This is a genomic window from Actinokineospora sp. NBRC 105648 (genome assembly GCF_030269645.1).
In the GTDB taxonomy this organism is placed as follows: domain Bacteria; phylum Actinomycetota; class Actinomycetes; order Mycobacteriales; family Pseudonocardiaceae; genus Actinokineospora.
The window spans coordinates 32,738-52,108 of sequence record NZ_BSTR01000047.1 but is presented as its reverse complement, the minus strand read 5'-3'; the positions used below and the strand labels follow the sequence as shown (position 1 = coordinate 52,108).

Annotated in this window: 9 protein-coding genes; 3 read left to right on the top strand and 6 right to left on the bottom strand. The window is 73.0% G+C overall.

The annotated features are described in order from the left end of the window. The first annotated feature begins 3 nt into the window (after positions 1–3). The 3 genes from QSK30_RS29525 to QSK30_RS29515 are packed head-to-tail and all read left to right on the top strand — an operon-like array spanning position 4 to position 12,851. Entirely contained in the window at positions 4–549 is a 546-nt protein-coding gene (locus QSK30_RS29525) for a hypothetical protein (RefSeq protein ID WP_285507824.1), read from the top strand. Next, positions 542–12,178 carry a DUF7927 domain-containing protein gene (locus QSK30_RS29520; protein WP_285507822.1) on the top strand — a complete coding sequence of 3,879 codons (11,637 nt, stop codon included), beginning with the start codon at positions 542–544 and terminating at the stop codon, positions 12,176–12,178. Before QSK30_RS29525 ends, QSK30_RS29520 begins: the two co-directional genes overlap by 8 nt. Before the next feature lie 25 nt (positions 12,179–12,203). Continuing rightward, positions 12,204–12,851, top strand: a complete 648-nt coding sequence (locus tag QSK30_RS29515; protein ID WP_285507820.1) for a hypothetical protein — start codon at positions 12,204–12,206, stop codon at positions 12,849–12,851. A gap of 10 nt (positions 12,852–12,861) precedes the next feature. Here the strand turns inward: QSK30_RS29515 and QSK30_RS29510 are convergent, their stop codons facing one another. From QSK30_RS29510 to QSK30_RS29485, 6 genes are all read right to left on the bottom strand, one after another. Next, positions 12,862–14,487 (bottom strand): monocarboxylic acid transporter, encoded by a 1,626-nt coding sequence (locus QSK30_RS29510; protein ID WP_285507844.1) that lies wholly within the window; start codon positions 14,485–14,487, stop codon positions 12,862–12,864. An 11-nt stretch (positions 14,488–14,498) separates the two neighbouring features. Then, positions 14,499–14,861, bottom strand: coding sequence for a DUF485 domain-containing protein (locus tag QSK30_RS29505; protein ID WP_285507819.1), 363 nt, complete (start codon positions 14,859–14,861; stop codon positions 14,499–14,501). Between the two features lie 63 nt (positions 14,862–14,924). Next, complete coding sequence (locus QSK30_RS29500; protein ID WP_285507818.1) at positions 14,925–16,688, bottom strand: sodium/solute symporter; 1,764 nt, start codon at positions 16,686–16,688, stop codon at positions 14,925–14,927. Then, positions 16,685–17,035: a hypothetical protein gene (locus tag QSK30_RS29495; protein ID WP_285507816.1), complete on the bottom strand. Its 351-nt coding sequence runs from the start codon at positions 17,033–17,035 to the stop codon at positions 16,685–16,687. The genes QSK30_RS29500 and QSK30_RS29495 overlap by 4 nt, the downstream gene beginning before the upstream one ends. 390 nt (positions 17,036–17,425) lie before the next feature. Further along, positions 17,426–18,217, bottom strand: a complete 792-nt coding sequence (locus QSK30_RS29490) for a LytR/AlgR family response regulator transcription factor (protein WP_285507815.1) — start codon at positions 18,215–18,217, stop codon at positions 17,426–17,428. Next, positions 18,214–19,281 (bottom strand): sensor histidine kinase, encoded by a 1,068-nt coding sequence (locus tag QSK30_RS29485; protein ID WP_285507813.1) that lies wholly within the window; start codon positions 19,279–19,281, stop codon positions 18,214–18,216. The genes QSK30_RS29490 and QSK30_RS29485 overlap by 4 nt, the downstream gene beginning before the upstream one ends. Between the last annotated feature and the right edge of the window lie 90 nt (positions 19,282–19,371).

The following is a 19,371-nucleotide window of genomic DNA, read 5'->3' as shown; positions in this document are numbered from 1 at the left end:
CAGGTGGCCCTGGTGTTCCTGGTGCCCGCGGCCGAGACCGCGGCCAACGTCCGGATCAACCGCGGTGTGGCCGCGCCCGTCTACGTCACCGTCCCCGGCCCGACCGACGAGTCGGCCGCCATCAGCGACCTCGCCGTGTCCGGGTTCGCGATGGGCGGCACCGTGGACGTCACCGCACGGGTGCGCAACGTCGGCACCGTGCACCGGGACTTCCGGGGGCCGACCCGGCTCACCGTGGCCGCGCCGGGCTCGGCGGCGGCGTTCCCGGACTTCACCGTGCCGCGCGGTGGGACCCGGGACATCGGCACCACCTGGGACACCCCCTTGATGTGCGTCTGCCACCCGACGATCTCGTTCACCAACGCCGACGGCAGCACCCAGAGCGTGACCACCCGCGTCATCGTCTTCCCGTTGCACCTGCTCGGCCTCGCCATCGGGCTCGTGCTCGCGCTCGTGGTAGGGCTGCGGTTGCGGCGGCGGCACTTCCGGACCCTGGTGGCCGAGGCAGCGGCCCGGCTGACGACCCCCGCCGGGAACGCCAGTGCCTAGGCCCAAGCGGCGCGCCCTGCTCACCGTCGCCGCGGTGACCCTGCTGAGCACGTTCGGCGGCGTGGTGTCCGCCCCGGTCGCCGCGGCGGCGGGCACGGTGCTGTTCCAGAACTCCTTCGCCAACCGGACCGTCGACGGGACCGGGACGGTCACGGTGCCGCTGCCCGCCTCCGGCGTCAACGCCGCCTGCCTCACCGCCTCGGGCAACAGCGCCACGCTCCCCCTACTCAGCTGCGCGGGCACCACCGACGCGCAGGGCGCGGGCAAGCTGCGGCTGACCAACTCCACCATCAACCAGGTGGGCGGTGTGTTCGGCCAGACCAGCTTCCCCACCTCCAACGGCCTCGACGTGTCCTTCACCGCCTACCAGTGGGGCGGCGGCAGCGCCGACGGGATCGCGTTCCTGCTCGCCGCGGTCGACCCGGCGAACCCGGCCGCGCCGAGCACCATCGGCCCCTCCGGCGGGTCGCTCGGGTACTCCCCGGCGGGCTCGGTGCGGGGGTTGACCAACGGCTACCTCGGGGTCGGCCTCGACGTGTTCGGCAACTACAGCTCCAACTCGTTCTCCGGCACCGGGTGCGCCAACCCGTCGACCATCTCCGTGGTGACCGCGGGCGCGGTGGTGGTGCGCGGCCCGGGGAACGGGCTGGTCGGCTACTGCGGGCTGGTCACGACCTACGACGGCACCGCGGGCTCCAAGGTCGCGCTGCGGGCGGCCACCCGGGCCGCCTCCGCCGTCCCGGTCCAGGTGCTGGTGAACCCGACCGCGTCGGCGTTCACCTCCGACTCGGGGGTGTCGGTCGCGGCGGGCACCTACAAGGTCGTGGTCACCCCCGTCGGGCAGGCCACGAGGACCCTGGCGGGGGCACTTCCCGCGGTCGCCGCCGGCCTGTACCCGGCGACGAGCTGGCTCTCCCCGTCCGGGGTGCCCAAGCAACTGGCGTTCGGGTTCGTCGGCTCCACCGGCTCGGTGACCGACGTGCACGAGATCAGCGGGGTCAAGGTCCTGACCTTCAACCCGGTCCCGCAGCTCGCGGTGGGCACCACCTCCTACTCGGCGGCGACCTCGCAACCGGGCGACCCGGTCACCTACAAGATCGCCGCGAGCGTGCTGGCGGGCGCCGACGAGACCAGCCCGGTCTCGATCACCCAGACCGTCCCGACCGGTGTCGTCGCGGTGGGCGGGTACGGCACCGGGTGGGTCTGCCAGGCCCCGGTCGGCCGCGTGATCACCTGCACGACCAGCGGCTCGGCCTTCGCCAACGGCACCGCCCTGCCCGTGCTCACCGTGGTGGCCATCGTGACGGCGGCGAACATGACAGCGGCGACGGTGCAGAGCGCGTCGCCGACCGGGGTCACCGCCGCGGACGCCAACCCCGCCGCCGCGGGCGCCACCGCGGCGGGCACCCTGCCCACCGCGCCCGCCGCCATCACGGTCACCCCCGCCATCGGCTCGGTCTCCGGGGGCGGGACGGTCACCGTCGGCGGCACGAACATCACCGCCGCCACAGCCATCGAGATCGGCACCGCGGCCCAGCAGCAGGCGGGCACGCCGGTCACGCTGCTGCCCTGCCCGGGGGCGGCCGCGCCGGGGTGCTTCACGGTCAGCGGCGGCACGCTCGTCATCTCCTCGATGCCCGCCCGGACCGGTGCCGCGGCGGTCACCGTCACCGTGGTGACCTCGGGGGTCGCGGCCGCGGCGAGCTACGCCTACGTCGATCGGCCCGCGACGCCCGCGGCACCGAGCGTCGCCCCCGGGATCACCAGCGCGACCGTCACCTGGGTGGCCCCGGCGACCAACGGCAGCCCGATCACCGGCTACACCGTCACGCCGTACCGGGCGGGCGTGGCCCAGGTCCCCTCGGTGTTCGACGCCACGACCACCACGCGCACGCTCACCGGCCTCACCGCGGACACCTCCTACACCTTCACCGTCGCCGCGACCAACGCCTACGGGACCTCCGCCGCGAGCCCCGCCTCGGCGGCCGTCGTGCCGTACACGGTGCCCGGCGCACCGGTGATCACGGCGACCAGCGCGGGCAGCCTGGCCGCGGTCCTGACCTGGACCGCCCCGGCCAACGGCGGCAGCGCGATCACCGGTTACCGGGTTGTCCCGTACATCGGGGCGGTCGCGCAGACCCCGCAGACCTTCACCGGCACCGGCACCACGCAGACCGTGACCGGCCTGACCGCGGGCACGGCCTACACCTTCACCGTGGCCGCGCAGAACCTCGCGGGCACCGGCCCGCCCTCGGCCGCCTCGCCGTCGGTGACGCCGAACCAGTCACCGAGCCTCACCTTCCCGGCCCCACCCGCGGGCGAGGTCGGGGTCGCCTACAGCAGGCAGCTCACGGTCACCAACGGGACCGCGCCGGTCACCTGGTCGATCAGCGCGGGCGCCCTGCCCGACGGGCTGACACTCGCGAGCGCGACCGGCCTGCTCAGCGGCACCCCGACCGCGGCGGGCAGCTTCAGCTCCACCGTCCGGGTGGTCGACGCCAGTGGGCTGACCGCCACCAAGGCGGTCACGCTGGTGATCGCCGCCGCGCCCGCGCTGGTGTTCGCCCCGGCGCCGGGCGAGGTGGGCGTGGCCTACAGCCAGCAGCCGACCCTGACCGGCGGCACCGGCCCGTTCACCTGGGCGGTCACCGCGGGCGGCCTGCCCGCAGGCGTCACCCTCAACTCCTCGACCGGCCTGCTCAGCGGCACCCCGACCGCGGCGGGGTCCTTCGCGGTGACCATCGCCGCCACCGACTCGTTCGCCCAGACCGCGGCCAGGACGGTGACCGTGGTCATCGCGGCCCGGCCCACGTTCACCGACGGCGCGCTCCCCAGCGGCCAGGTCGGACTCGCCTACAGCCACTCCTTCGAGGTGGCGGGCGGGGTGGGGCCGCTGGTCTGGTCCATCCCGGCCGGGAGCCCGCCCGCCGGGCTGGCGCTGACCCCGGGGACCGGCGTGCTGTCCGGCACCCCGACCGCGGTGGGCAGTTCCTCGTTCACCGTGGTGGTCACCGACGCCAACAACCAGACCGCGAGCAAGGCGGTCACGCTGGTGGTCACCGCGGGCCCCCTGGTGATCACCAAGACCGCCGACGTCTCCTCCGCCGCGCCCGGGAGCGCGGTGGCGTACACGATCACGATCACCAACAGCTCCACGTCGCCGTTCACCGCGGTGGGCATCAGCGACCCGCTGACCGGCGTGCTCGACGACGCGGCCTACGGCGCCAACGCCACCGCGTCGAGCGGGACGGTGTCCTACACCGCGCCGACGCTCGGCTGGACCGGCACCGTGCCCGCGAGCGGGTCGGTGACCATCACCTACTCGGTCACCGTGAACAACCCGGTGGCGGGCAACAAGGTGCTGGCCAACACGGTCAGCTCGGCGACACTCGGCGCCAACTGCGCGAGCGGCGCGGAGGACAGCCGGTGCACCGCCACCGTCACCGTTCCCGGCCTGGCCATCGTCAAGACCGCCGACACCGCCACCACCACCCCGGGCGGCACCGTCCGCTTCCAGGTCGTGGTCACCAACACCGGGCAGACCGCCTACCCCGCCGCGACCCTGACCGACAGCCTGGCGGGCGTGCTCGACGACGCGGCCTACAACGGCGACGGCACCGCGACCTCGGGCAACGTGGTCTACACCGCGTCCGCGCTGACCTGGACCGGCCAGTTGGCCCCCGGGGCGACGGCGACGATCACCTACTCGGTCACCGTCGCCAACCCCGACACCGGGGACCGGTCGCTGACCGGGACCGTCATCTCGCCCTCGGCGGGGAGTTCCTGCCCCAGCGGTGCCGCGGTGGCCCAGTGCACCGCGACCGTCGCGGTGCTGATCCCGGCCCTGGTGATCACCAACAGCGCGGCCACCAGCACCACCACACCGGGCGCGACCGTGGCCTACACGGTGACCCTGTCCAACACCGGGCAGACCGCCTACACCGGGACCAGCGCGGCGATCGCGCTGGCAGGCGCGCTCGACGACGCCACCTACGCGGGCGACGCCGCCGCCACCTCGGGCACCGCGGTGTTCAGCTCGGGAGTGGTGACCTGGACCGGCGACCTGGCCGTCGGCGCCCAGGTGACGATCACCCTGTCGGTCGTGGTGCGCGTTCCCGATCCCGGCGACAAGGTCCTCACCACGGTCGTCACCTCGGCCGCCGCGGGCAGCACGTGCCCGGTGGGCGGCTCGAACCCCGGTTGCACCAGCACCGTGCAGGTGCGGATCCCGGGCATGACCATCACCGCCGCGGCGGACACCGCGACCACGACCCCGGGATCGGTGGTCCACCACACGGTGTCGGTGACCAACACGGGCCAGACCCCGTACGCCGGCGCCACGTTCAGCGCGGCGCTGGCGGGTGTGCTCGACGACGCCACCTACAACGGCGACGCCGCCGCGTCCGGCGGCTCGGCGTCGGTCACCGGCGCGACGCTCACCTGGGTGGGCGACCTGGCCACCGGCGCCACCGCCACGATCACCTACTCGGTGACCGTCAACGATCCCGACACCGGGAACCTGCTGCTGATCACGTCGGTCACCTCGGCGACGACGGGGTCGAACTGCCCGTCGGGCGGCACCGACCCGCGCTGCGCGAGCACGGTGACCGTGCTGGTCCCCGGCCTGTCGATCACCGCGGTGGCCGACACCGCCACCACCACACCGGGGTCGGTCGTGCGCTACAACGTCACCGTGGTCAACACCGGTCAAACCGACTACCACGACCTGCCGTTCACCCTCGACCTGAGCGACGCGCTGGACGACGCGGACTACAACTACGACGCGGTCGTCTCGACCGGCGGACTGGTGGCGAACCCGGACGGGACCGTCTTCTGGGTGCTGGACCTGGCCCCCGGCGCGAGCGCGGTCGGCACGATCTCGGTGACCGTGCGCAACCCGCCGACCGGCAACAGGTCACTGGTGCTGATCGCCGTCGTCGACGCCCCGGGCAGCCCGTGCGCGACCGGGTCGGCGGTGGTGGGGTGCCGCACCACGGTGACCGTCCTGGTGCCCGGCCTGACGATCACCAAGACAGCGGACACCACGACCTCGGTGCCGGGTGGGACGGTCGGGTACACCATCGCGGTGGTCAACGACGGCGAGACGGCCTTCGCCGCCGCGGCGTTCGCCGACGACCTCGCCATCGTGTTCACCGACGCGAGCTACGGGGGCGACGCCACCGCGACCACGGGGACCGTCGCGCTGACCGGCTCGACGCTGGGCTGGACCGGGGCGCTCGCCCCCGGTGCGACGGCGACGATCACCTACTCGGTGACCGTGAACGACCCGGACACCGGCGACAAGCGGCTGTTCAACACCGTCACCTCCACGACGCCGGGCGGCAACTGCCCGGCGGGCGGCGCCGATCCCCGCTGCGCCGCGACCGTGACCGTGCTGGTTCCCGGACTCACCTCGGTGACGACGGCGAGCCCGGCGACCACGGTGCCGGGCGCGGTCGTGGGCTTCACCACCACCGTCACCAACTCCGGGGCCACGGCGCTGACCTGGGCCACCATCGCGTTGTCGCTGACGGGCGCGCTCGACGACGCCGACTACGCCGGTGGCGCGAGCGCCGACACCGGTGTGGTCGGCTACTCCGGGTCGACGCTGACCTGGACCGGGGACCTCGCCATCGGTGCCACCGCGGTCATCTCCTACGCGGTCACCGTGCACACCGCCACCGGCGGCGACAACCTGGTGACCGTCACCAGCGCCTCGAGCACCTCGGGCGCCAACTGCGCCCCGGGCGGCACGGATCCCCGCTGCGCGGTCACGGTGCCGGTCGCGCGGTTGGTCCTGACCTACGGCTACATCGCGCCGACCATCACCCCGGGCGGCATGGTGCAGTACCTGGCGACCTTCACCAACACCGGGCAGGTGCCCTACGTCGACATCGCGGTGGCCTTCCTCGCCCCGGACACCGTGGACGACGCGCTGCCCGGCGGCAACCAGACCGCGAGCTCGGGCACGCTGCTGCTGAGCGCCTCCGGCATCACCTGGACCGGCTCGATCCCGGTCGGCGGCGTGGTGGACCTGGCGGCCACCCTGCTGATCCAGAACCCGGACCTGGGCGACCGGATCCTAATCGCCACCATCGAGTCTGCCGCGCCGGGGAACAACTGCCCGGCGGGCGGCACCGATCCCCGCTGCACGTCCCTGGTCACCGTCGTGGTGCCTGCCCTGACCGTGGCCAAGACCGCGAACACGACCTACACCGGGCCCGGTGGCACGGTCGGCTACACGATCACCGCGCACAACACGGGTGAGACCCCGTACACCGGGGCCACCATCAGCGACACGCTGGTCGGGGTACTCGACGACGCGAACTACAACGGCGACGCGGCCGCCTCGACCGGAGTGGTCTCGTTCAGCTCGCCGACGCTGTCCTGGACCGGCGACCTGGCCGTGGGGGCGACCGCCACGATCACCTACTCGGTCACCGCGCACGTGGCGGGCGGCGGCGACAAGACGATGGTCAACCCGGTCAGCTCCACCACGGTCGGCAGCACCTGCGCGCCCGCGTCACCGGTACCCGCCTGCCACAGCACCGTGGCCGTGCTGACCCCTGGGCTCACCATCGAGAAGACCGCCGACCTGGCCAACGCCACGCTGGGCACGGAGGTCACCTACACGGTCGTGACGCGCAACTCCGGGCAGACCCCGCAGACCGCGGCGACGTTCACCGATCCGTTGACCGACGTCCTGGACGACGCGGTCTACGACCCGGACGACACCACCGCCAGCAGCGGCACCGTCGGCTACACCGACGGCGTGCTGACCTGGTCCGGTTCCCTGGCCCCCGGGGCGTCGGCGACGGTCAGCTACACCGCGACGATCAACACCCCGGCCTCTGGCGACCGCACCATGGTCAACACGGTCACCTCGACGAGCGCCGGGGCCAACTGCGCGAGCGGGAGCACTGACCCGCGGTGCACGGCGACCGTCGCGGTCATCAACGCGGTGAGCCTGACGTTCACCAAGACGGCGGGTGTCGCCGCGACGGTGGCCGGTGGCGTGGTCGCCTACACCGTGACGGTCGCGAACTCGACCGAGGCCGCGCTGACCGGGGTGGCCTACACCGACCCGCTGGGCGGCGTCCTCGACGACGCCGACTACAACGGCGACGCGCTGGCCAGCAGCGGCACCATCGGCCTGAGCGGCACGAACCTTATCTGGACCGGCACCGTGGCCGCGCTGAGCACGGTCACCGTGACCTACTCGGTGACCGTGCACGCCACGACCACCGGCGACCAGGTCCTCGACGGCGCGGTCAGCTCGACGTCGCTGCCCGAGAGCGACAACTGCGCGCCCGGGAGCGGCGACCCGCGCTGCACCGCCCCGGTGCCGGTCGCCGGACTCGTGCTGGAGCAGCACTTCACCGAGGCCACCACCACCCCCGGCTCCGTGGTGCGGCTGACCGCGACGTTCACCAACACCGGGGCGCTGCCCTACACCGGGATCACCGTCTCCAGCCCGTCCGCGGGCGTCGTGGACGACGCGATCCCGGTCGGCGACCAGACCGCGTCCTCGGGGACCCTGGTGCTCAGCTCGACCGCGATCACCTGGACCGGCGACGTCCCGGTGGGCGGCGTGATCACCATTTCCGGCACCGTGACAGTGCAGAACCCCGACCTCGGCGACCGGTTCCTCACCGGCACGCTGGTCTCGAGCGCGCTGGGCAACAACTGCCCGGCGGGCGGCACCGACCCGCGCTGCGTCTCGGGGCTCGTCGTGCAGCTGCCCGAGTTGACCATCGCCAAGACCTCGAACACCCCGTACACCCTCCCCGGCGGCACCGTGGGCTTCACGGTGACCATCCACAACACCGGCGAGGCCGCCTACACCGGGGCCACCGTCTCCGACACGTTCGCGGGTCTGCTGGACGACGCCGCCTACGACGGGAACGCGATCGCGACCTCGGGCACGCTGGCCTTCAGCAGCCCGGTCCTGACCTGGACGGGCGACCTCGCCGCCGGGGCGACCGCGACGATCACCTACACGACCACCGCGCGCGACCCGGGCACCGGCGACAAGACCATGCTCAACGCGGTCAGCTCCGACGTGGCCGGGAGCACCTGCCCGACCGCGAGCCCCAACACCGCCTGCCGCAGCATCGTCGTGGTGCTGACCCCGCTGCTCACCGTGGTCTCGGCGGCGGACACCTCGACGACCGTGCCCGGCGCGACCGTCGGCTACACCGTCACCGCCACGAACACCGGACAGACCGTCTACCCGGCCGCAGACATCACCATCGCGCTGAGCGGGGTGCTCGACGACGCGACCTACGCGGGCGACGCGTCGGCGAGCAGCGGGTCGGTGCAGTTCAGCGCCCCGGCGCTGAGCTGGACCGGCACCCTGTACCCGGGGTCGACCGTGACGATCAGCTACTCGGTGGTCGTCGACCAGCCGGTCACCGGGGACTTCCGGCTCGACCAGACCGCAGCCTCGGCGAGCGCGGGCAGCACCTGCCCGGCCGCGGGGAACGATCCCCGCTGCGCCACCTCGGTCCCGGTCGCGAGCATGCACATCGTCAACGCGACCGATGTCGCGACGGCCAAGCCGACCTCGGTCGTGCGGACCACCGTCACCCTCACCAACACCGGGCAGGTGCCCTACTTCGGGGCCGTGGTGAGCGACAGCCTCGTCGGCTCGCTGGACGACGCGACCTACAACGGCGACGCACAGGCCACCACGGGCAGCCTGCGACTCGAGGTGGGCACCGGCCGGGTCGTCTGGACCGGTGACCTCGCCATCGGCGAGAGCGTGGCCGTCACCGGTTCGGTGACCGTGGCCAACCCGCCGCCGGGCGACCGCGTGCTGACCTCGCTGGTCACCAGCGACGCCCCCGCCACCAACTGCCCCACCGCGGACCCCGGCCCCGAGTGCGCCACCAGCGTGGCCGTGCTGATGCCCGCGCTCACCATCGTCAAGGCCGCGGACACCACCCTGAGCACGCCCGGCGGGACAGTCGGCTACACGATCACCATCAGCGACACCGGCGAGACGCCGTACACCGCGGCGACGGTGCTCGACTCGCTCGCCGGTGTCCTGCCGGACGCCACCTACGCGGGCGACGCCACGGCGACCAGCGGGTCCGTCGTGCTCGACGGCGAGACACTCACCTGGACCGGCGACCTGGCGGTCGGGCAGAGCGTGGTCGTCGGCTACAGCGTGCGGGTGGACGACCCCGACCTCGGCGACAAGAACATGGTCAACGTGGTGCGGTCGGACGAGCTGGGCAGCAGTTGCCCCTCCGGCGCCCCGGCACCCGGGTGCGCCGTCCAGGTGATGGTGCGGATCCCGGCACTGGACATCGCGATCACCGCGGACCGCACCAGCACGGTGCCGGGCGGGACGGTGGGCTACACGGTCACCGTCCGCAACGCGGGCCAGACCGCCTACCTGACCGCGAGCGTCACAACCCCGCTCGCCGGAATCCTCGACGACGCGGCCTACAACGGTGACGCGGTGGCCACCGCGGGCACGGTCACCCTGGTCGGCCAGAGCCTCACCTGGGCCGGTGACCTGGCCATCGGCGCCACCGCGGTCACGACGTTCACGGTGACCGTCGCCGACCCGGACCTGGGCAACCGGGTGCTGGCCGCCTCAGTCGGCTCCGCCGAGCCCGGCAGCACCTGCGGGACCCAACCGCAGTGCGCGAGCACCGTCGCCGTGCTGATCCCGGGCCTGTCGGTGGCGATCACGGCGGGCACGGCCACCGCGACCCCCGGTGAGCGGATCGCGTTCACGATCACGATCGCCAACACCGGGCAGACCCCGTATCCCGAGGCGTCGGTGAGCACCGCGCTCACCGACATCCTCGACGACGCGGAGTTCGACGGGGTGGTCACCGCCTCCAGCGGCGTGCCGACCTACACCGCGCCCGCGCTGGGCTGGACCGGGAGCCTGGCCGTCGGGGCCACCGCCACCATCGGCTTCGCGGTGACCGTCCGCGATCCCGACCCCGGGGACAAGGCGCTGTCCACGACCGTGGTGTCGCAGGCGCAGGGCAGCAGCTGTCCGGTCGGGTCCGGGAACCCGGCCTGCACCGCGGCGGTCACCGTGCTGGTACCCGCCTTGACCTTGGTCATCGTGGCGGGTGCCCCGGTGACGACCCCGGGCGCGGTCGTCGAGTACACGATCGTCATCACCAACACCGGCCAGACCGCCTACCTGGGCGCGGTGGTGACGAACGCGCTCAGCGCCGTGCTACCCGACGCCGACTACAACGGTGACGCCGAGGCCTCCAGCGGTGTCCTCGGCTACGAGGACCAGACCCTGACCTGGACCGGCGACCTGCCGGTGGCGGCGAGCGCGGTCATCACCTACTCGATCACCGTGCACGACCCGGACACCGGGGACAAGCAGATGGACAACCGGGTCGCCTCGACCTCACCGGGCAGCACGTGCCCCCCGGAGAGCGCCTCGCCCGCCTGCGTCGCCCAGGTCCGGGTGCTGGTGCCCGCGCTGCTGCTGACCAAGGCGGCGGACACCGCGGTGGTGATCGCGGGCGGCACCGTCACCTACACCGTGACCCTGCTGAACAGCGGGGAGACCGACTACCTCCCGGCGAGCTTCACCGACCCGCTGGTCGACGTCCTCGACGACGCCGACTACGGCGGCGACGCCACGGCGGGCACCGGGACCGTCGAGTACGCCGACGGCACGCTGACCTGGTCCGGCGCGCTGGCCGTCGGGGAGACCGCGGTCATCACCTACAGCGCCGCGGTCCGCTTCCCCGCGGGCGGGGACCGCAGCCTGGCGAACACCGTGACCTCGGCGACCCAGGGCGGCAACTGCGCCACCGGTGCCGACCCGCGCTGCGGCGCGGTGGTGGCGGTCCTGGTGCCGGGGCTGGACATCGCCAAGACAGCGGACGCGAGCCAGGTGGTCGCGGGCGGCACCCTGGGCTACACCGTGACGGCGACCAACACCGGCGCGGCCGACTACCCGGCCGCGGCGCTGGTGGACTCGTTGACCGGCGTCCTCGACGACGCCGCGTACAACGGCGACGCGACCGCGACGACCGGCACCGTGTCCTATGTGGACGAAGAGCTCGGGTGGACCGGCGCGCTGCCGGTCGGGGCGACCGTGGTGATCCGCTACTCGGTCACCGCCGCCCTCGGCGGGACCGGGGACGGCAGCCTGGACAACCGCGTGCGCTCGCTCTCGGTCGGCGGCTCGTGCGCCGCGGACAGCACGGACCCCCGGTGTACCACCAGCACCGGGCTCGCCGCCCGGACGCTCACGCTGAGCGGCCTGACGCCCTCGTTCACCCTGACCGGCCTGCCCGGCAGCACGGTCAGCGCGGACGGTGTCGTCACCATGACGGTCACCACCAACAGCTCGAGCGGGTACGCGGTGACCGTGCGGGCCACCGGTGCCGTCCTGGCACCGGCCACGCCGGGCAACACCGCGAGCATCCCGGTGGGGCTGCTGGGTGTCCGGGAGAACGGGGCCGGGGAGTTCCGCGGGCTGTCCGCGGACACCCCGCTGGTGGTGCACCAGCAGGGCACGCCGTCCGGGCCCCAGGGCGACGCGGTCAGCAACGACTACCGGATCCAGATCCCGTTCATCGAGTCGGACACGTACTCGGTGACGCTGGAGTACATCGCGGGCGCGCTGTAGTGCGGTGATCCGCCGAAGGAGAGCCATGAAACCCGTGACCCGGTTGGCCCACATGCTCGTGGGCGGCCTCGGCGCCGTGCCGCTGACCGCTTCGCCCGCCGCGGCGGGCGCCCCGACGGCGACCAACCCAACGGTGACCAACCCGACGGTGGCCAACCCGGCAGCGGCGGCGCAGTTGCGCATCGCGATCGACAACGGCCGCACCAGCGCCACGGTGGGCGACACCCTCGTCTACGCCGTCACGGTGCACAACCTCGGCACCACCGACCTGACCGCGTTGCGGGTGACCCAGAGCGCGCCGACCGGTCTGACGTTCGGGTCGGCGGACTCGGCGGGCGCGGCGGAAGCGGGCGGTGTGGCCTGGGACATCGACCTGAAGGCGGGTGCCGAGGCCGTGCTGCACTCGACGATGACCGTGGCGGGCACCCCGCCCGAGCTGCTCCGACTGGCCACCGTCGCCTGCGCGGCCCGTTCGGCGGACGATCCCCCGATCGTCTGCGCGGCGCACTCCGACCAACTGCCCGCGGGTGCGGCCGCGGCGGTTGGAGCGGCGCCGCCCGCGGCGAACCACCTCGTCGGGTGGTACGGCGCGGGCGGCGCCGTGCTGCTCGGCTGCGTGCTGGCCGCGGTGCTGCTGGTCCGGCGCCGCCACCGGACCCCCAGCACCGCGTGAGCCGCCGGTCCTAGTGCGGGGTGGCCTTCTCCGCGCCCGCGCCGGTCAGGGCGCGGACCTCCATCTCGGCGTACTTGTCGTCGCGCCGCTCCTTGGACAGGACCGTGCCCAGCCAGCCCAGCAGGAAGGCCAGCGGGATGGACACGATGCCCGGGTTCTCCAGCGGGAACCAGTGGAAGTCCACGCCGGTGACCATCGACGGGGTGGCCGCGGTCGAGGGCTTGCCGGACACCGCGGGCGAGAAGACGATCAGGATGATGCTCGCCGCGAGGCCGCCGTAGGTGCTCCAGAGCGCGCCGGAGGTGTTGAAGCGCTTCCAGAACAGCGAGTAGAGGATGGTCGGCAGGTTCGCCGAGGCGGCCACCGCGAACGCCAGCGCCACCAGGAACGCCACGTTCTGCCCGTTGGCCACGATCCCGCCGACGATCGCCACGACGCCGATCACCACCGCGGTGATCCGGGCGACCCGGACCTCGGCGTTCTTGTCCTCCAGCTTGTCCTTCTTGATCACGTTGGCGTAGATGTCGTGCGCGAACGAGGCCGAGGCGGTGATGGTCAACCCGGCCACCACCGCCAGGATCGTGGCGAACGCGACCGCGGCGATCACGCCGAGCAGGACCGGCCCGCCGAGCGCCTGGGCCAGCAGCGGCGCCGCCGAGTTGGCCTTGCCGGGGGCGTTGCGGATGGCGTCCGGGCCGACGATGGCGCCCGCGCCGTAGCCGAGCACCAGGGTGAACAGGTAGAAGATCCCGATCAGCCCGATGGCCCAGACTACCGAGCGGCGGGCCTCCTTCGCGGTGGGCACGGTGTAGAAGCGCATCAGGATGTGCGGCAGGCCCGCGGTGCCCAGCACCAGGGCCAGGCCCAGGGAGAGGAAGTCGAGCTTGCTGGTGCCGGTCGCACCGTACTGCTTGCCCGGGCTCAGCAGCGCCTCACCGGTCTTGCCGCCCGCGTCCACCGCGCCGCCGAGCAGGCTGGAGAGGTTGAAGCCGAACTTGGCCAGCACCCAGATGGTCATCGCCAGCGCGCCGGTGATCAGCAGCGCGGCCTTGATGATCTGCACCCAGGTGGTGCCCTTCATGCCGCCGACCAGCACGTAGACGATCATGATGACGCCGACCACGGCGATCACCACGGACTGGCCGGTCTTGCTGGAGATGCCCAGCAGCAGCGCGACCAGCCCGCCCGCGCCCGCCATCTGGGCCAGCAGGTAGAAGAACGAGACCACCATCGTCGAGGTGGCCGCCGCCGCGCGGACCGGGCGCTGGCGCATCCGGAACGCCAGCACGTCGCCCATCGTGTACTTGCCGGTGTTGCGCAGCAGCTCGGCGACCAGCAGCAGCGCCACCAGCCAGGCCACCAGGAAGCCGATGGAGTAGAGGAAGCCGTCGTAGCCGTTGAGCGCGATGGCGCCCGCGATGCCCAGGAACGAGGCCGCGGACAGGTAGTCCCCGGAGATCGCGATGCCGTTCTGCGGGCCGGTGAAGCTGCGGCCCGCGGCGTAGTAGTCAGCCGCGGTCTTGGTGTTGCGGCTCGCCCGGAACACGATCACCAGGGTGAACGCGACGAACGCCGCGAAGATGCCGATGTTGAGCGCCGGGTTGTTGCCCGTCACGCCCGCCGCCACCGCACTCACCGCCACTGCGCTCACCGCGCACCTCCACTGGTGTTGTCCGGGTCCTCGATGCCCTCGCGGATGCGGGTGGCCAGCGGGTCGAGCCTGCGGTCGGCGTAGCGCACGTACAGCCCGGTGATCACGAAGGTGGACACGAACTGCAGCAGGCCCAGCACCAGCCCGACGTTGATGTCGCCGACCAGCTTGGTGGCCATGAACGCGTGCGCGTAGTCGGCCAGCAGGACGTAGACCAGGTACCAGACCAGGAACAGGGCGGTCATCGGGAAGACGAACCGGCGCAGCCGCCTGCGCAGCTCGACGAACTCGGCGCTGTCGTGGATCTCCACCCAGTCCGGGTCCGGGGGCCGGGTCGGGGCGGGGTCAGGGGTACTCATCGGCGCCTCCTGCACGAGTGTGGTCCGCGCCACGGTAGGGAGACCGCCGGTGACGTTGAGGTGTCAACGGCCCAAACGACGGGTGCTGCGACGAACGGCCGACGAGCGGCGGGCCGACCAGGACGAGTGGCCCAGGTCACGTCCGCGCACCGGCCCGGGGTCGAGGCGTTCCCGCAGGTGCAGGCGCAGCATCGCGGCCGGGGCCCAGGCGGGCGGCCGCCCGGCCAGCGAGACCACCACCATGGTGCCGAAGGCCAGCGGCACCGTCCACGGCGCGGGCTGGGCGATCATGATGGCGGGCCAGCCCGCGACCGGCGGGCCGAACAGCGTCGCCACGATCGCCCCCGCGCAGGCGAGCAGGCCGGCGGCCACACCCGCGATCGCGCCCGCGGCGGTGAGCCGGGACCACCAGATGCCCAGCACCAGCAGCGGGCAGAAGGTGGAGGCGGCCACGGTGAAGCCCCAGGTGACCAGGACGCCCGCGTCCAACCGGGCCGAGGGCAGGGCGAGCAGCACGACCACGGCCGCGGCGCCGACCACGGTATAGCGCAGGCGGGCGACGCCGCCGGGCAGCAGGTCGTGCGAGATGGCGCCCGCGACCACCAGCAGCAGGCCCAGCGAGGTGGCCAGGAACGCGGCGAACGCGCCCGCGGTGAGCAGGATGGTGAACACCGTGCCGGGCATCCCGCTGTCCACTTGGGACGGAAGGGCGACTACGGCCGTGTCGGTGGCGCCGGAGAGGTAGAGCTGCGGGACGAGGACCTTGGCGAGGGTGCCGTAGACCCCGGGGAACAGGTAGAAGACACCGAGCAGACCGACGGTGATCGCCGCGGTGCGGCGCGCGGCGCGACCGTCGGGGCTGGTGTGGAAGCGCATCAGCACGTGCGGCAGGCCCATGGTGCCGAGCATGGTGGCCATCAGGACCGCCCAGGTGCCCAGCAGCGGGTGGCCCGCGTCCTGCAGGTCGAGCAGCGGCCGCTGCCAGCCGGGACCGCCGGGGGCGGTGCCGCCGCGCACGCCGGGGACCTCGGTGCCCGCGGGGAAGACCAGTGTGGTGCCCTCGGCGACCCGGAACTCCCCGGCGGGCAACGTGATCGGCGTGCCGTCGGGGGCCCGGACGGTGGTCGTCTGGTCCAGCTCGAGGGTGACCTCGAGACCGAAGTCGACCGGTGTGTCGTGCGCGAAGTGGGTGAACTCCACCGGGTGCACGGCCTCGTGCCGCACCTGCGGCCCGGCCTGGACGAGCAGCCAGATCGCCGGGACGATGAACAGCAGCAGCTTGAAGCAGAACTGGAACGCCTGCACGTAGGTCGCCGCGCGCATCCCGCCGACCGCCAGCGTCACGCTGACCACCACGGCCGCGATCACCACTCCCACCCAGTACGGGCTGCCGCTCACCACGCTCAGCACCAAGCCCGCGGTGCGGAACTGGGGCACCAGGTAGAGGCCCGCGATCACCAGGACGGTGACGGCGGCGAGCTTGCGCAGGGCGGTGGAGGCCAGCCGCGCCTCGGCGAAGTCGGGCACGGTGACCGCGCCGGAGCGGCGCATGGGGGCGGCGACGAGCACGAGCATGGCGACGTACCCCGCGGTGAAGCCGACCGGGTACCAGAGGCCGCCGATGCCGTCCTTGACCACCAGACCCGCGACCCCGAGGAAGGACGCCGCAGAGAGGTACTCGCCGGAGACGGCCGCGGAGTTGAGCAGCGGCGAGACGCGCCGGGAGGCGACCAGGAAGTCCGAGGTGGTGCGCATGGCGGCGACACCGCGCAGGCCGACCAGCAGGGTGATCAGGACAACCGGGGCGACGGCGAAGACCGCGATCACTCGGGGTCCTCGGCCGACTCGGCCGCCCGGAGGTGGTGCCAGGCGATCAGCAGCATCGCCGGGAACGGGACGGCGACGATGGCGACCCAGCTGAGCGGGATCGCCAGGACCCGGGTCTCGTCGAGGGCGGGGAAGAGCTGGAAGACGATCGGCAGACCGAACAGGAGGGTCGCGAGCGCGGCCAGCGAGACTACGGCGCGGGTGCGCTGGGCGCGGTAGACGGCCAAGGCTTGGCGGGCCTCGGTGGGGTCGAGCGACGGGGGGCGCCAAGCGGTGCGGTGGCGGCGGCGGGAGTGGGCCAGTCGGGTTTGCGGACTGGTGACGGGGATCCGTCTGTGGGGGCTCACTGCTGGTGTCCGGCTGTGCTTCGGGGGTTCGCTGCGCTCTGGGGGTTCGCTGTGCTTCGGGGGTTCGCTGGGCCTTGGGTGGATTGGTTCGGGCCGTGGGCGTTCGCGGGGTCGGGGGGTGTGCTCGATTGGGTGGTGGGTCTTCGGGCGGGGCCCCTAGGGGCGATCGTCGTGGGAAAAGCGGGTGGGGAAGGGCATCCCACGACCACGGCGAGTTTACGATCGCCCCTCCCCCCACCCAAAGACACACCACCCAATCGAGCAGGTGGATTGCGCGAGTGCGGCTGAGTGGGGGGTGGGGTTGGGGCTGGACGGAAATGGGTGTGGGCGGAGGGGGTGCGGATGTGGGCGGCGAGGTGCGGTGTGGCTGTGGGGGTGGTGGGAGTCATGTCAGCTGCCGCGCTTGCGTAGTTCGCCGCGTTGGGCTGCTTGGAGGAGGCGTTCCCTGAGTTCTCTGGCGTGGCGTCTGCTGACCGGGACGTCGCCTAAGTCCGTGTGCGCGAGCAGGCCGCCGACGGAGTCGCTTCTCAGTTCCCGGACCGCGTCGAGGGCTACCAGGAATCCTCTGTGGACTCTCGCGAAGCCGGATCCCTCCCAGTACTCCTGGAGTCTGGAGATGGGCATCCGGACCAGGTGGACGCCGGTGGAGGTGTGCAGTCGGACGTAGTCGCCGTGCGCCTCGGCGTACTCGACCTCGCCCCGGCGCACGTACCTGGTCCGGCCGTCGGACTCGACCGGCAGGGCGGGCATGGCGTCGGGGCTGGGGGGTGGCGCGGTGGCCGCGTGCGCGGTGGCCTGGCGGGAGGCGGTGACGCGGCAGACGCGGGTGAGGGCCTCGGCGAGGCGTTCCGCGCGGACCGGCTTGAGCAGGTAGTCCACGGCGCCGATGCCGTAGGCGGAGACGGCGTGGCCGTCGTAGGCCGTGACGAAGACGATCACCGGCGGGTCGGTGAGCTTGGCCAGCAGCGACGCCAGTTCCAGGCCGTTGAGGCCGGGCATCGAGATGTCGAGGAACACCGCGTCGAACGGGCGGGCCTGGATGATCTTCAGTGCGCTGACGGCGTCGCCCGCGGCGTGGACCTCGGCGACCTCGGGGGCGGCGCGCAGGAGGCGGCAGAGCTCGTCCAGGGCGGCCCGGACGTCGTCCACCGCCAAGACCCGCACGCCCGGGTTCGGGGTCACGGGACCACCCCCGGGGCGAACATCGGCATCCGCACGACCACCCTGGTACCGGCCTGCTCGGCTGTCTCCACGACCAAGCCGTACCAGGAGCCGTAGACGTTGCGCAGTCTGCGGTCGACGTTGGCCAGGCCGACGCTGCCCGCCGGGCCGCGCCCGGCCAGGATCGCCTCGGCGTGCGCGGCGGGCATGCCGACGCCGTCGTCGTCGACGGTGATCACGCAGTCGGACCCCTCGGCCTCGCCGCGGACCTGGACCAGGCCGCCGCCGGTGCGGGGCTCGACGCCGTGCCGCACCGCGTTCTCCACCAGCGGTTGCAGCACCAGGTACGGGATGGCGACCGCCAAGACCTCCGGGGCGACCCGCACCTGCACGCGCAGGCGTTCGCCGAGCACCGCGCGCTGCAGGGCCAGGTAGGTCTCGATCGCGTGAAACTCCTCCGCCACGGTCGTGTAGTCGCCGTGCCGGGCCAGGCTGTACCGGTTGTAGTCGGCGAAGTCGAGCATCAGCTCGTGCGAGCGCTCCGGGTCGGAGTGCACCAGCGAGGCGATGACGGTGAGCGCGTTGTAGACGAAGTGCGGCGAGATCTCCGCCCGCAGCGCGCGCAGCTCGGCCTGGGCGGCGTGTTCGGCGGAGGCCTCCAGCCGGGCCCGCTCCAGCGCCGCGACGAGCAGCTCCCGGACCTCGCGCAGGGCCGCGCGGCGGGTGGGGCCCGCGACCACGAGCACGCCGGCCAGCTCGTCGTGCACGTGCAGCGGCACGGCGCGCAGCGGCGGGCGGCCCGCGTCGGTCTCGGTGTGCAGGACCTGGTCGACCAGGGCGGGCCAGCGGGTACCGGAGGGCACCCGGCCCGCCCAGGTGGGGCGGCCGGACAGGTCGACCAGGCCCACGGCCTCGGCGCCGAGCAGCTTGCGCGCCCCGCGCGCGGCGGACCGCACCCGCGAGCCCGCCAGGCCGTCGGCGAGGTCGTCGCCCACGGCCCTGGCCAGCCCCAGCACGGACGCCGGATCCGTCCTGGACCAGGGCAGCGGCGAGCCCGGTGGCTCGTCCTGCTCCTGCTCCGACATCGGCGGTCCCCTCGGCGGTTTCGTAGATGTTAAGCGTCCGCCACTCGAAGGAGTGATACCGCCGGACCGCCCGTGCCGAAACCGACACCG